At 71.4% G+C, this 13,584-nt stretch carries 14 protein-coding genes and 1 pseudogene; 8 read left to right on the top strand and 7 right to left on the bottom strand.

The genetic code is table 11. The features are described from left to right. Positions 1 to 59 precede the first annotated feature (59 nt). On the top strand, positions 60 to 2,282 hold the full coding sequence (locus Ari01nite_RS39290; protein WP_203788237.1) for a DUF5005 domain-containing protein: 2,223 nt from the start codon (positions 60 to 62) through the stop codon (positions 2,280 to 2,282). Between the two features lie 10 nt (positions 2,283 to 2,292). Here Ari01nite_RS39290 and Ari01nite_RS39285 read toward each other — a convergent pair whose 3' ends face one another. Beyond that, the gene (locus Ari01nite_RS39285; RefSeq protein WP_203788235.1) at positions 2,293 to 2,940 is read right to left on the bottom strand and encodes a polysaccharide deacetylase family protein; all 648 of its coding nucleotides are present in this window, start codon (positions 2,938 to 2,940) and stop codon (positions 2,293 to 2,295) included. A 164-nt stretch (positions 2,941 to 3,104) separates the two neighbouring features. Here Ari01nite_RS39285 and Ari01nite_RS39280 point away from each other — a divergent pair, with 164 nt between their 5' ends. The 3 genes from Ari01nite_RS39280 to Ari01nite_RS39270 are packed head-to-tail and all read left to right on the top strand — an operon-like array spanning position 3,105 to position 4,897. Continuing rightward, positions 3,105 to 3,512, top strand: a complete 408-nt coding sequence (locus Ari01nite_RS39280; RefSeq protein WP_239163402.1) for a nitroreductase family deazaflavin-dependent oxidoreductase — start codon at positions 3,105 to 3,107, stop codon at positions 3,510 to 3,512. A gap of 8 nt (positions 3,513 to 3,520) precedes the next feature. Then, positions 3,521 to 4,507, top strand: coding sequence for a sialidase family protein (locus Ari01nite_RS39275; protein ID WP_203788231.1), 987 nt, complete (start codon positions 3,521 to 3,523; stop codon positions 4,505 to 4,507). Positions 4,508 to 4,516: 9 nt separating this feature from the next. Then, positions 4,517 to 4,897, top strand: coding sequence for a VOC family protein (locus tag Ari01nite_RS39270; RefSeq protein ID WP_203788229.1), 381 nt, complete (start codon positions 4,517 to 4,519; stop codon positions 4,895 to 4,897). On the opposite strand, the gene Ari01nite_RS39265 is transcribed toward Ari01nite_RS39270, so the two are convergent. From Ari01nite_RS39265 to Ari01nite_RS39250, 4 genes are read right to left on the bottom strand one after another with little or no spacing between them, the layout of a single operon-like run. After that, positions 4,894 to 5,253, bottom strand: a complete 360-nt coding sequence (locus Ari01nite_RS39265; RefSeq protein WP_203788227.1) for a DUF2203 domain-containing protein — start codon at positions 5,251 to 5,253, stop codon at positions 4,894 to 4,896. The genes Ari01nite_RS39270 and Ari01nite_RS39265 overlap by 4 nt on opposite strands. Before the next feature lie 21 nt (positions 5,254 to 5,274). Next, positions 5,275 to 5,643 carry a DUF2255 family protein gene (locus Ari01nite_RS39260; protein ID WP_203788225.1) on the bottom strand — a complete coding sequence of 123 codons (369 nt, stop codon included), beginning with the start codon at positions 5,641 to 5,643 and terminating at the stop codon, positions 5,275 to 5,277. Next, positions 5,597 to 7,171, bottom strand: a complete 1,575-nt coding sequence (locus Ari01nite_RS39255; protein WP_203788223.1) for an MFS transporter — start codon at positions 7,169 to 7,171, stop codon at positions 5,597 to 5,599. The genes Ari01nite_RS39260 and Ari01nite_RS39255 overlap by 47 nt, the downstream gene beginning before the upstream one ends. Beyond that, the gene (locus Ari01nite_RS39250; RefSeq protein ID WP_203788221.1) at positions 7,161 to 7,871 is read right to left on the bottom strand and encodes an LppX_LprAFG lipoprotein; all 711 of its coding nucleotides are present in this window, start codon (positions 7,869 to 7,871) and stop codon (positions 7,161 to 7,163) included. Before Ari01nite_RS39250 ends, Ari01nite_RS39255 begins: the two co-directional genes overlap by 11 nt. Before the next feature lie 68 nt (positions 7,872 to 7,939). Between Ari01nite_RS39250 and Ari01nite_RS39245 the strand changes: the two genes are divergently transcribed. From Ari01nite_RS39245 to Ari01nite_RS39235, 3 genes are all read left to right on the top strand, one after another. Then, on the top strand, positions 7,940 to 9,007 hold the full coding sequence (locus Ari01nite_RS39245) for a hypothetical protein (protein ID WP_203788219.1): 1,068 nt from the start codon (positions 7,940 to 7,942) through the stop codon (positions 9,005 to 9,007). An 829-nt stretch (positions 9,008 to 9,836) separates the two neighbouring features. Further along, the gene (locus Ari01nite_RS39240) at positions 9,837 to 11,351 is read left to right on the top strand and encodes a serine hydrolase domain-containing protein (RefSeq protein WP_239163401.1); all 1,515 of its coding nucleotides are present in this window, start codon (positions 9,837 to 9,839) and stop codon (positions 11,349 to 11,351) included. 102 nt (positions 11,352 to 11,453) lie between these two features. Continuing rightward, entirely contained in the window at positions 11,454 to 12,239 is a 786-nt protein-coding gene (locus Ari01nite_RS39235; RefSeq protein WP_203788217.1) for a MerR family transcriptional regulator, read from the top strand. A 91-nt stretch (positions 12,240 to 12,330) separates the two neighbouring features. Here the strand turns inward: Ari01nite_RS39235 and Ari01nite_RS39230 are convergent, their stop codons facing one another. Together Ari01nite_RS39230 and Ari01nite_RS39225 are read right to left on the bottom strand one after the other, a co-directional pair. After that, entirely contained in the window at positions 12,331 to 12,621 is a 291-nt protein-coding gene (locus Ari01nite_RS39230) for a helix-turn-helix domain-containing protein (protein ID WP_203788215.1), read from the bottom strand. 47 nt (positions 12,622 to 12,668) lie between these two features. Beyond that, positions 12,669 to 13,043, bottom strand: coding sequence for a DUF5372 family protein (locus Ari01nite_RS39225; protein ID WP_275410918.1), 375 nt, complete (start codon positions 13,041 to 13,043; stop codon positions 12,669 to 12,671). 64 nt (positions 13,044 to 13,107) lie between these two features. Here Ari01nite_RS39225 and Ari01nite_RS39220 point away from each other — a divergent pair. Continuing rightward, positions 13,108 to 13,584: pseudogene (locus Ari01nite_RS39220) on the top strand (IS110 family transposase); the annotation flags it as partial.

Here is a 13,584-nt window from a genome sequence, read left to right as displayed (position 1 = left end):
CCGCCGCCTGGCTGTGGTGGGGCCTGGTACCGCGCCCTAGCAAGCGCTAGGTTGGACCGATGAGGGCCGGGCGGTGGCTCGCGGGGGCGGCCGGGCTGGTTGCGCTGGGCGCGCTGGCTCTGGTGGCGCTGCCCGACCGCGACGGCGACGCGGCCACGCCCGCTGTCCGCCCGGTGCCGCGACTTGCGGCCGCCGACCTCACCGGCATGTTCGAGCGGTACGGCGACACCGGTGGACAGTGGACCGGCGGCGACAACACGGCGTCGGTGGCGCTGCCGGACGGCCGGGTGGCGTGGCTGTTCTCGGACACCTACCTCGGGGCCGTGCAGGCCGACCACACCCGGCCGCGGGATGCGCCGTTCGTGCACAACACGATCGTGGTGCAGGACGGCGCCGGTCTCCGGACGCTGCACGGTGGCGCTCCCGGCCGACCGGAGCCGCTGGTCGGGCCGGTCGGAAAGGTCTACTACTGGGCGCAGGACGGGGTAGTGGCCGGGGACACGCTTCAGGTGTTCTACAACCGTTACCGGCGGGACGGCACCGGGCTGTGGGACTTCACGCTGACCGGTTCCGCGCTGGCCGTTTTCGGGCTGCCGGGGCTCGATCTGCGGAAGGTTGCCGACCTGCCGCTCGGGGACACGATCGCGTGGGGCTCGGCGATCCTGTCCGACCAGGGTCACACGTATGTCTACGGCGCCGAGCGGACCGCCGACGCGCTGCGGTTCGGGCACGTGGCGCGCGCCCGCGATCTGGCCGGGGCCTGGGAGTTCTGGGACGGCCAGGGGTGGACCGGCGCGGCGCAGCGGTCGGCGCGGATGCTCAGCGGAGTCGCCACCGGGTTTTCCGTCCAGCGGGCCGGCGACGGCTACCTGCTGGTGACCACCGAGGGCAACCTGCCGTTCAACCCGTCGATCGTGGCCTACACGGGGCCCGCGCCGACCGGGCCGTGGACCGGGCCGCTGCACCTGCACACGCCGGCCGAGGTGACCGGGGAGTCCGGCCGGGTGTCGTACGACGCGCGGCTGCACCCGGCGCTGGCCCGCGCCGGCCAGCTGTTGATCTCGTACAACGTCAACAGCCTGGACGAGAACTCCGCGTACGCCGACGCCCGGATCTATCGTCCCCGGTTCGTCGAGGTGCCCTGGCCGCCCGCACCCGCCACGGTGGACGTCGCGGCGCCGGCCGGGCTGGTCGCGGCCGTCAACGACGCTCAGCCCACGCTGCGCTGGCAGGCCGTGCCGGGGGCGAGCCGCTACTGGATCCACGAGCGCGACGTGACGGCGGGGCAAACCCATCCGGCGCGGCGTCCCGAGCCGGTCAGCGGCACGCGCGCCGACGCCGGGCTGCTCAAGGAGGGGCACGCGTACGAGTTCCGGGTCACCGCCGAGCGGGCCGGCACGGAATCGCCGCCGTCCCCGGCGGTGACCGCGACCCGCACCCGCCCGGTGGTGCCGGAGGGTCTTGCCGCCCGCGCGCTGCCGTCCGGCCGGATCGCGCTGACCTGGTCCGACCCGGGCGCGCACCTCTGGTACTGGCTCGACCAGCGCGACGCCTCCACCGGCGGACCGTGGCGGCGGCACGACTTCCCGATCGACCGGCCGCGCGGCTTCACCACGGTGCCGCTGCTGCACGGGCACACGTACGAGTTCCGGATCGCCGCGATCGGCCCGGCCGGCGAGTCCGGGCCGTCCGCCGTGGCCCGCGCGACCGCGCGTTACGCCGCACCGTCCGCACCCACCGGCCTGCGGGTCACCCCCGGCGACGGCCAGGTGTCGCTGACCTGGTCCGCGGGGAACGGCGAGGCCGCCTTCTGGGTGTATCACCGCGACCTGACCGCGGGGGAGCGGCGCTTCACCCGGGGCGCATTCCTGGTCGACCGCCCGCAGGCCGTCGTGGGCATGCTCAAAAACGGGCACGCGTACGAGTTCCGCGTGGCCACGGTCCGCCACGGCGCCGAGGGCCCGCCGAGCGGCACCGTCCGCGCGACCCCCGCACCGCCGCGGCCACCCGCACCGCCGGACCTGAAGGCAACCGCGACCGCCCCCGGCACCCTGACCCTGACCTGGAAGCCGCTGGGTCCGGGCGTCCACTACTGGGTGTACTACCGCGACCTGACCGCCGGCGATCGCGACCTGACGAAGGCGGCCTTCCCCACGATCAGCCCACCGGCCCTGCAGCCGGGACTGGTGCCCGGCCACGACTACGAGGTGACGGTGAGCGCCGCCAACGCCGCGGGCGAGGGGAGCAGCGCCACCCCGGTGCGCGTAACGGTCACCGGGTGATCGGGGCGGCTCACCGGGCCAGATCGGACACCGTCACCGCGGCGAGACCGCGACCGGCCAGCGCGGACAGCAGCTGATCGACCGTCTCCACCACTCCGCGCCGAGGTTCCGTCCCCTCGTGGAGGACCACGATCGACCCCGGCCGCACCGTCGCACCGATCCGCGACGCGATCTGCGCATCCGACGGCTCACCACGATGCGCCGCCGCAACCGTGCCCAGCACCGCCCGCAACCCCATCTCGCCGGCGGCCCGCAGCATCCGCGGCGTGAACCACCCCGACCCCGGCCGGAACCACCGCACCTCCCCGTACGGCGCGAGCAGCGCATTGGTCTCGGCGAGATCCGATCGGAACCGGGCGTCCGAGAGCCGCACCGAAGGTTCGTCGCGCATCAGGTGGTTGCCGATCTCGTGCCCGGCGGCGGCGATCGCGGCCACCAGCTCCGGATGCGCGGCCACCCGCGAGCCGATCAGGAAGAAGGTCGCCCGGGCACCGTGCCGCGCCAGCACCGGCAGCAGGCCCGGCGTGGTGGCCGGATGCGGGCCGTCGTCGAAGGTCAGCGCGAACACCGGCTCCGGCGTCCGGACGTACCAGAGCACGTCGCCTGGAATGAGCCGGGCGACAGCCCGCACCGCGGGGTCCTGCCAAGCCCAGCCCATGTCCGAAGGGTATGTGCTACTTTGGCGGTGCGCCCCGTATGGGCCTACGCACGGAGGTTTTTTCTTTCCCCGATCCGGTTCGGATCGACGTGCGTACGGCATCCGGGGTTTTTTCGTGCTCGTCGGTCCGCCGGTTCTCCTCACGACAACCGGGAGTGCAACGCGTGTCCGATTTCAACACCGCAATCATCGACGAGTTCCGCCACAACGAGGGCCGGGTCGGCGGCATGTTCGAGGGCTCCACTCTCGTCCTGATCACCACCACCGGGGCCCGCAGCGGCCGGCCGCACACCGTCCCGCTCGGCTACCTGGAGATCGACGGGCGGGCCGTCGTGATCGGCTCGGCCGGCGGCGGGCCCCGCCATCCGGCCTGGTACCACAACATCCGCCAGGATCCCGCGGTCACCGTCGAGATCAAGACAGAGACGTACGAGGCGACGGCCGAAATCCTGTCCGGCGCCGAGCGCGACGAGATGTTCGCCAAGGTGAGCGCGATCGAGCCGGGCTACGGTGAGTACCAGAAGGGGACCACCCGGCGCATCCCGGTGGTCGTGCTGCACCGCCGGTCGTAGGGGGTCGCGTGTCGGAGCCGATCGTCGTGGCGCGGGCCGGGCCGGGCCTGCTCGCCCACTTTCCCGACCTGGTCGCGTTGCCCGGCGGCCGGCTGCTGGCGGCCTACCGGGAGGGCGCCGGCCACGTGCGCTCGGACGGCCGGATCTGCCTGGTGGACAGCGACGACGGCGGCCGCACCTGGACGGCTCCGCGGGTCGCGGTCGACGGCGCCCATGACGACCGCGACCCGAAACTGGCGGTGCTGCCGGACGGGACGGTGCTGCTCAGCTACTTCGTGATCGACTGGGCGACCCGGCCGCGGCACACCGTGCACGGCACCTATGTCCGGCGCAGCGACGACGGCGGGCAGACCTGGTCGGCGGCGGTCGCGGTAGGCACCATGCTGTCCGGCTGGGCCGCCTCGCACGGTGCCGCGACCGCGCTGCCCACCGGTGACCTGCTGCTGCCGCTCTACGGCAAGCGGTCCGGCGACGAGTGGGAGCGGGCCACGGTCGTCCGCAGCACCGACGGCGGCCGCACCTGGCCTGCGGACACCGAGGTGGTGCTGGCGGCCGGCGACGGCGTGCACTTCCAGGAGCCGACCCTGACCGTGCTCGACGACCAGGTGGTGGCCCTGATCCGCAGCACGGCGACGCAGGCGTACCTCTGCCGCTCCGCCGACGGTGGCCGAACGTGGAGCCCGCCGCAGCCGACCGACATGCCGGCGTCCTCGCACCACGCGCTCCGGCTGAGCAGCGGTGAGGTCCTGGTCGCGTACGGCGATTTGTCGGAAAGGTTTTCGCAGCTCCGGGAAACCGTGGCCCGTCTGGTGCGCCGCCCGCACGACACCTGGGACGGGTATCAGGACGTGCAGCTCTACGACTCCGGTCACCCCGACCAGGCCAACCCGTCGAGCGCGGAGGTCCGGCCAGGCGTCTTTCTCACCCTGGGTTTCGACGTACGCGCGGCGACCGTGACCGGCGTGTTCAGCTCCCGCGCCGACTACCCGGGCTAGTTTCGGATCATGCATCGAAGCCGGTTGTCCACCATCCTGATCGACGCACCGACCGACGCCGCCGCCGAGGTCGCCGCCTTCTGGTCCGCGGCCCTCGGCGTGCCCGCCAGGCAGGTCCCCGACGAGCCCCAGTTCACCTCGCTGCGCGGCGCCCTGCCCGGCCTCACCCTGGCCGTGCAGGCGGTCGATGACCAGGCCCGCTTCCACGTCGACTTCGAAACCGACGACCTGGACGCCGAGACCGCCCGCCTGATCGCGCTGGGCGCCCTCGAGATCGACCGCTGGCTGGACTGCCGCATCCTGCGCGCTCCGGGCGGCCACCTGCTGTGCGTGATTCCCCTGCACAGCGACCCCACCGAGTTCGAACGCCTCGCCCGCGTCTGGGACTAGAGCCGGCGCCGGCCGGCGAACCCCAGTTCGGCACGGTGGTACCAGCCGAGCTCGGTCTCGCCCTCCAGCCAGCAGAGCAGCACGGACACGCCGCCCAGCTCGGCCGGGAAGTCGACGAGCAGCGGTGCGATGCCCTTGAACTCGGCGCCGGTCTCCTGCACGGTCGTCATCAGCTCGTTGAGCCGGGCCTCGGCCGCCTTGCGCTCGGCCAGCCCGCCGAGCGGGCCGGGCGCTTCACCGGTGGCCAGCGCCGCGGTCAGCTCCACCATGTCGGCCCGCACCTCGACCAGTTCGTGCAGCACGGGCAGCAGCTTGGCCAGCTCGGCCCGGGCCTCGTCCACCGTGAACAAACCCATGCCGGCCAGTCTGCCACCCGGTCAGGTCAGCGGTTCGAGGCGCAGGGTGGTGCCGGCCGCCGGCGGCCTGGTCATCGCCACCGCGGTCTCGGAGTCGGCGTACTTGGTGAGAAAGACCTTGTCGACGGCGGCGTCCAGGGCGGGGTCGCTGGACCCGACGAAGCGCACCGGGTGTTCCCGGCCGTCCGCGGCGACCGACCCGGCGCCGTGGCGCCGCGCGCGGCGGTACCAGAGGCCAGCGTCGCCCTTCCAGGACCGCACGTAGAGTTCGCCGCCGACGGCCACCACCCAGACCGGCACGCGCACCACCGGCCGTCCCGGCGCCGGCACGATCAGGTCGATCTCACGAGCGTCCGCCAGCCCGTCCAGGGTCTGCGCATCCCAGGCCATGGCCCGATTCTGTCAGCTGTTCCTCGCGTTCGGTCAACAGCAGGCCGAGGAGCGCGCCCGCCACGCAGACACCGGCGGCGGCGATGAAGATCTCCCGGTACTCGGTTTGCAGGGCCGCCTTCAGGGCCAGCTGGTAGGTGGCCATCCGGCGTTCGTATTCGGCGGGTTCGACGCCGAAGGGCAGGGGGGTGTTCAGGTTGGCCGTCAACGCCTGGAAGCGGTGCAGGCCCCATGCGGTCAGGGCCGCGACGCCGATCAGCATGCCGACCATCCGGGCCACCACGACCGCGGCCGAAGCGACGCCGTGCTCTGCCGGCGGCGTGGCTCGCAGCGCGGCGCCGGCCAGCGGGGCGATCACCAGGCCCAGGCCGAAGCCGGCGATCGCGAGATCGGTGTCCAGGCGGGGGAGGACGCCGGCGTAGCGGACGGCGAGCACGTTCAGGGGCCAGAACGCGATCAGTGCGTACCCGCAAGCGGCGATCAGCAGGCCGGTCAGGGTGAGCCACCGCTCGCCCCAGCGGGCGAGGAGCCAGCCGCCGGCGGCGGCGCCGACCGGCAGTGCGATGAGGAAACGGGAGAGCAGCAGGGTGCCGCCGAACGCGTCCTTGCCGAGCATCGTCTGGGCGATCAGCTGGATGTCGACCAGGGTGACCATCAGGGCGGCGCCGGCGCAGAAGCTGGCGCCCAGCACGGCCAGGAACGGCGTCATGCGTACGCCCGCCGGGTTTAGCAGTTTGGTTTTTGCCCGGCGCTCCCACAGGGCGAACAGCACGAGCGCCCCGGCGGCCAGCGTAAGCACGACCGGGCCCCACGAGGGCAGGACGGACCGTTCCGGATCAGGGTTGTAGAGGCCCACCACCAGCAGGCCGAGGCCGAGGGCGAGCAGTACGCCGCCGACCACGTCGACCTTCGGGCGTGGCCGCGGGACGGCGGCGGGCGGCAGGGCGGCGAGAACCGCGACCGCGGCCAGGACGGCCAGCGGGACGTTGATCCAGAAGATGCCGCGCCAGCCGATCAGGGCCGCCACCGCGCCGCCGTACAGCGGACCGAGGACGCTGCCCAGCTCCTGCGCGGTGCCGACGGCGCCCAGCGCGACGCCGCGTTTCCGGCCGGCCGGCCACAGGTCGCCGGCCAGCGCCATCGTCACCGGCAGCAGCGCGCCGCCGGCCAGACCCTGCACCGCGCGACCGGCCACCAGCAGCCACAGCGACTCGCCGGACGCGGCGGTCAGGGCCGAGCCGGCGGCGAAACCGGCCAGGCAGGCGACGATCACCCAGCGGCGGCCCAGGCGGTCGGAGAGCGAGCCGAGCAGCGGCATGCCGGCCACGTAGCCGAGCAGGAAGCCGGTGACGATCGGGGTGGCGCGTTCCAGGCGGTTCAGCGGGATGTTGACGTCGCGGACGATCTCGGTGAGGACGGTGACCACGACGTACGCGTCCAGCGCGGCCAGCAGCACGGTGGCTCCGCCGACGCCGATCGCCAGGCGGCGCCGCGGGACGGGCGGTGCCGCGGTGGGACTAGGGAGCACTGATCGTCGCCGGGGCGTCGAACTCCGTGAACGTGACGGTGACCGTGCCGGTGGCGCCGCCGGCCGCGGGCAGTGTGAAGGCGGCCTTGTGCAGGCGCTTGTCGGTGCTGCCGATCCACAGCTTGCCGGGCACGTCGCCGGTGACGCCCGGGATGATCGTCTTGAGGTCGGCCCCCGCGGCGGTGGCGGCGACCCGGTATGTGTCGGTGCCCTCGACGGACTCGGCGGCCTCGGTCCTGGCGCCGACGGCAGTATTGAGCACCTGGGCGATGCCGCGGTCGGGGTCGAGGATGGCGGACGGGTCGTAGACGCTGGCGGCCAGGGCGAGGGGGAGTTCCTGGTAGCCGCCGGTGGCGCCCTTCAGGTAGATCTTGTCGCCCACGATCACGAAGGTCAGCTCGACATTTTGCCCGGCCTGCTCGACCTGGGCGGTGCCCTCGGCACTGCCCTCCTTGGTCAGGACGCCCTCGGCGCGGCGCAGGCTGAGCCCGGCGATCGCGCCGTCCGCGGTGATCAGGAACTTGGTCGTCTTGATCTCACGCATCGCCGCGGCGGACTCTTTGAGCAGGGCGTCCCCGGCCGGCAGGTTGGCGGCCGGCTGGTCGGCCGCCGGTTTGTCGTCGGTGCAGGCGGCCAGGCCGGCCAGCATGGCCAGGCCGGCCAGCATCGTGGGGAGCGTCGCGGCGCGGATGCGGAACATACCGCGGATGCTAGACCCTGCCTCGGACATTCCTGGGAACACGACTCTGTTCCGTTACGGTACGGGGCATGGACGCATTGAGTGCCGCCCTCGATCGCCTGGTGGAGCGGGGTGTCCTCGACCGCGGGCAGGCCGGTGCCGTGCTGGCCGAGATGGCCGCGCCGGCCGCCGCGCCGAAGGGCGCGCGGCGGCTGCTCGGCGAGATCGCCGGCTATCTCGGCGCGTCCTTCGTGGTCGGGGCGACGCTGCTGTTCCTGGGCGAGCAGTGGGACAGCCTAGGCACGGCCGGCGTGGTCGCGATCCTCGCCGGCATGGCGGCGGTCCTCTTCGGCGCCGGCCTGGTGGTACGGTTGCGCCAGGCCGCGGGAGACGATGTACGCCGCAGGTTGTCCAGCACACTGCTGACCGCCTCGGCAGCGGCCGCCGCGTTCGCCGTCCTCGCGCTGCTCGAGGGAGACACCGACGACTCGTTTGCCCGGCTGGCCTCCGCGCTGACCGGACTGGTCGTGGTGCTGGCGGGATATGTCCTGTCGCGCAGCGCGCTCGGTCAACTCGGCGTCGCCGTCGCGGCGCTGGTCGCGTACGGAAACCTGCTTGAAGCCCTTGACGTTTTCGACACGGTGCCGTTCGGGCTCGGCTCGCTGGGGCTCGGCGTGGTCTGGGCCGTGCTGGCGTGGCGCAGGCTGGTCACCGAACGGCGGCTCGCGCTGGCGATCGCGGTGGTGCTGGCGCTGTTCGGCGCCCAGTTCACCATCATCGACGGCACCGACGCCGAGAACTACCTCGGCTACGTGCTGACCACGCTGGTGGCCGCCGCGTGCTTCACCGCCTACATCCGCATCCGGGAGTGGGTGGTCCTGGCCGGCGGCGTCGCCGGTGCCACGCTGGTGGTGCCGGAGTTCCTCTACGACGTGACCGACGGTTCGCTGGGCGCCAGCGGCGTCATGCTGGTGGCCGGCCTGACGCTGCTCGCCGGGAGCCTGGCCGGGCTGCGAATCCGGCGGCTACCCGACCCACCGGACCCGCCAGACGGGCCGACGGTGTCGGGTGGGTCGGTGGCATCGGGTGGGCCGGCAGCGGCAGGCGGGTCGGTGGCATCAGGCGGGCCGGCGGCGGACGGGCCGGTGGGCACCTAGCGGGCCGAAGGCGCCGGACGCACCGGCCTGGACAGCTCCGCATTGGAGACGGTTCGGCGGCCGTTCCGGGTACGGGCCCGATTCCGGCCTGAAATCCTCTGCCCCGCAGATCACCCTGCGACATATCCGATATGCACTACTTAGCTGGGCGCCGCTTGGGGTCGCGTTGCCAGACGCTTCTATGGGTGGGCCGGTTCTGGGAGGGATTGATACCGGTAGGGTCCGTCGCCGGTGATCTGTGAGTACACAGCCAAGATCTGGCCGCTGTTGTGGTGTGCCTTTGCCGGACCTGTCCTCGTGGGTTGCAGGCGTCGGCCCGGCCCACCTTGCTGGCCTGATCAGAAGCCTGTCCGCGTGTTGACGCGTGACTCATCACAGATGTGCCGCCGGGTGACCTTCTCCCGGGCCGACGCCGTCCGGACGTCGTCCCGTGTAAGGGAGAGCCGTCCGTGTCGTCCATCCTGGCAACGTTTGGCTGACCGCGTCGATGCGGTCATCGGTGTGGATACCGACGGGCGCTTCATACTGCCTTCTCTGCGGTTGTTGTTTGGGTTGTACGAGGCTGGGACGGCTGCGGCGGCGAGGAAAGGCTGAGACCGGAGTCAGGGTCGCCTCCCGGTGGGCCGTGCCAAGCGGTTCTCGAGATCGGCAGCTTGTTTCGGCGTCGGTGAACGCGGTGTGCTGTTCGGGCGCACCGCTCTCGGATCTGTCTCAGGCTCCGAGGTGGGTGTGATCTACGTCATGGTTGAGGTTGACCTTGGGTCAGGGTCGAAGCTCGTCGCAGCGGCGCGACGCCGACCAGATAACACTGACTCAAGGAGTAACCAGCATGTCCATCGTTCTTTCCGATCAGGACAAGAGCACCCTGCGGGCCGCCGCGTACGGCGCGGTGTCGCTGATGGCCGCCGCTACGGGCTCGCCCCAGAAGGCCGCCACGAATGCCGCGATCGCCCTGAGGTCGGCGACCGGTCTGGTCGGGCATGTGCTTGCCGCGAACGCTAAGGACATCGAGCTGAAGGGCAAGACCGTCGCCGAACTCGCCGACCGGGTATTGCCGGCCCTGACCGCAGCCATGAAGCTGCTCGGTGAGCAAGCTCCGGCCGAGGCCGGCAACTTCCACGGCACCATCCTTCTCGCCATCGAAGCGGCTCAGATCCATCCGGACAAGGCCAACGCCATCGCGGCCGAGATGGCCCGCAAGATTACCGCTGCCCTCGATGCCGGGGTAGCGCCGGCCGCTGCTGCCGCCGGGCCGGATCGCCCGGAGTTGCAGAAGGCGATCGAGGAGATAGTCGATTCCGGGTTCGTCGGGGTCTCGCTGCGCGTGCACGACGAGCGAGGCGAGTGGGTCGGCAGCGCCGGGACGGCCGAGCTGGGCGGGGCCGCGAAGCCGCCGACCAACGGGCATCACCGCATCGGCAGCAACACCAAGACGTTCACCGCGACCCTGGTGCTGCAGTTGGTGGCCGAAGGCAGGTTCGGGCTGGACGACCCGGTCGTCAAGCACCTGCCCGAGTTTGGGCTGGACGAGCGGATCACGGTGCGGATGCTGTTGCAGCACACCAGCGGGGTGTTCAACTTCACCGGCGAGGTCTACGAGGACGGGACGATCGCGCCGGGGATCCCCATCCCCTACGGCACCACGGGCCAAGAATGGCTGGACAACCGGTTCAAGACCTACCGGCCGCAGGAACTGGTGGAGCTGGCGTTGGCCAAGCCGGCGCGGTTCGAGCCGGGAACGGGCTGGAGCTACTCCAACACCAACTATGTCCTCGCTCGGCTGCTGATCGAGAAGGTCACCGGCTGCTCGTACGCCGAGGAGATGCAGCGGCTGATCCTGGGGCCGCTCGGGTTGTCCGGCACAGTTGTGCCGGACGCCTCGCCGGAGCTTCCCGAGCCGCACGCGCACGCCTACTACCGCCACGGCGACACGACCGTCGACGTCACCCGCCAGAACCCGTCCTGGACCTCCACCGGCGGCGACATGATCTCGACCACCCAGGACCTGCACACGTTCATCTCCGCGCTGCTGGGCGGCAAGCTCCTGCCGGCACCGCTGCTGACCGAGATGTGCACCCCGCACCCTACCGGCATCCCGAACATGGACTACGGCCTTGGAGTGTTCGTGGTGACCACGGACGGGGGCGGCACCGTCATCTCCCACAACGGAGCCGCCGTAGGCCACGCGGCGCTGATGTACAGCACACCCGACGGCCGCAAGACCCTGACCGCCGCACTGAACTGCGTCGACGACGCCAACCTGACCATCGGGGCAGCGTTCCAGAACGCCCAACAACGGCTCGTCAACGAGGTCTTCGGCGGCGGGCAGGCCGATCCGGCCTAGCCGACGAACTGAGCACCTGTGACCCGTACACGAGCCGTGACCACGCTGAGCTCGTTGAGCCCGGCGTGGTCGCCGACCTGGAACACAAGGCAGGGTAAGCGGATGAGGAACGGAGTCACGATCGGGCAGGCGGCGGCGTTCGTCGGCGTCACCGTCAAGACAGTGCGGCACTACCACAAGCTCCGCCTGGTCGAAGAGCCGGAACGCGACAGCTCCGGCTACCGACGGTACGGCTCCGCCGACCTGTTGCGGCTCGTGCAGATCCGGACACTGGCCGAGGCGGGGGTACCACTGGCCGAGATCAGGCCGATGCTCGACGCCGATGCCGCGCGATTCGCCACCGCGCTCGCCGACGTCGAGCGGCAGCTCACCGAACGGATCGACGAGCTGACCGCGCGACGGGACACGCTGCACCGCCTCGCCGACGGCGACCGGACCCTGCTGCCCGACCACGCCGTGGCGCTGCTGGAGCGGATGCCCGACCTCGGCTACACCGCGGACGAGGTGGCCGCCACCAGGGACGGCTGGGTCCTGGCCAAGGCCCTGGTCCCGCAAGGCTTCGACGACTACCTCACCCATTTCGAACACGCCCTGCAAGACACCCAGCTCCTAGCCCTGGCCAGGCGCACAGCCGAAGCCGCGACCTGGGAACCGGACGACCCCCGCATCGCCGAACTCGCCACCGCCGCGGCCGAGCACTACCTCGCCAACCCCGCACTGCTGAAGACCGTGACCGGCCTCCAAGCCCGCACCGACGCCGCGACCCGGTACACGCTGATCGCCCACCACGGCGAACAGCAGACGCCCGCCGCGGCGCGCCTAACCGCGCTCTTCGAAACCAAGCTCCGCGACGCCGGCATCCACATCCCCAGACCAGACTCCCACTGACCGCACCGCCTCCGTGTCCAGCAAGTGGCGCCGAAACAAGACGTCGATCTTGGCTTGGCATTCGATGGCATCCAAAAGAAGCCGGGAACCGCTACGCAGATGGCATCGGCTTGAGACGGAACGAGCGGGCGACCTTCTCCTGGTAGATCTCACGGGTGGCGGGATCCCAGGGGATGCACCATCGTCCGCTGGGGCCGCGGCGGGCGGGTACCTGCCCGTGTCGCAGCCAGTTGTAGACGGCGTCGGCGGGGATACCGAGTTCGGCGGCGGCCTGTTTGACGCTCCAGCCGAACTCCGCGGCGGTGCCGACCAGGCCGTACTGCCGCTGGGTCGACTCGGTGTTGAACCGCACCTGCGCCACCGTCGACTGCCGCACATACACGATCGCCAGCCTCGACAGATGAGAGCTGCTGATCTTCGCGGTCGGGTTCACCGCCGGCCCGGCCGCTGCCGCGCAGCAACGACTCGACCATGTTCGCCACCGCCATCACCGCCTGGCGACGATCCCACCCCGACATCTGCTCCCGATTCCCGACGGTCGCCCCCGCTATCTCTGACACCGTCCGCCTCCACCGGCGCCGCGCTGGGGTCGATCGCATCGACCAGCGACCGCGCCGCCGTCAAGCCGTCCACCGCGAGGCGATCAGCCGAGGCCGGTACGCCGCGGTCGGTCCACTCCTGAGCCACGGTGACCCGCCACCTCCCCTCGACCTCGCACACGAAGAACAGTCCAGTGCGCTTGCGCTGCGAAAACAGCACGGCCAAGCGCTGACCTTTCAATGGATGGAAAGGGTGAGTGATCACCAATGAGTCCGAAGAGTACCTTGACTGACGAGCCGTATAGGGCACGGGTTCCCACACTGACACGCATACCGCAGTGGTGGTGACACCGGTCGGTACTGTGCTGGCCGAGGTCACTGTGCCGGCCACCCCGGCAGGCGTCGCCGGTCTGCTGGCCTGGGCTGACCGGCACACCGTACGGCTCGGTGACCGGCGGGCCTGGGCGATCGACGGGACCCGCGCTCACGGGATGGGCCTGTCCCGGACCCTGTACGCCGGTGAGACAGTGCTGGAAGCCCCGAAACCCGCCAAGGGCAGGCGCCGCCGTGGCGGTAAGTCCGACGCCCTCGACGCCGTCCACGCCGCCCGTGCCGTGTTGGCCGCCGACCACCTCGCCGTACCCCGCGCCGATGGTGACCGCGAGACTTTGCGCGTCCTGCACGTAGTCCGCCGTCACTACAGCGACACCCGCACCGCTACCGTCAATCTGTTCAAATCCCTGGTCCTGACCGCCGACGACGCTCTCCGCGAGCAACTACGCGGCCTGAGCACCACCCGACAGGTC

Origin of the sequence: Paractinoplanes rishiriensis, assembly GCF_016862375.1 — a bacterium.
GTDB classification, from domain to species: domain Bacteria; phylum Actinomycetota; class Actinomycetes; order Mycobacteriales; family Micromonosporaceae; genus Actinoplanes; species Actinoplanes rishiriensis.
This window is presented reverse-complemented; position numbering and strand designations above follow the sequence as displayed.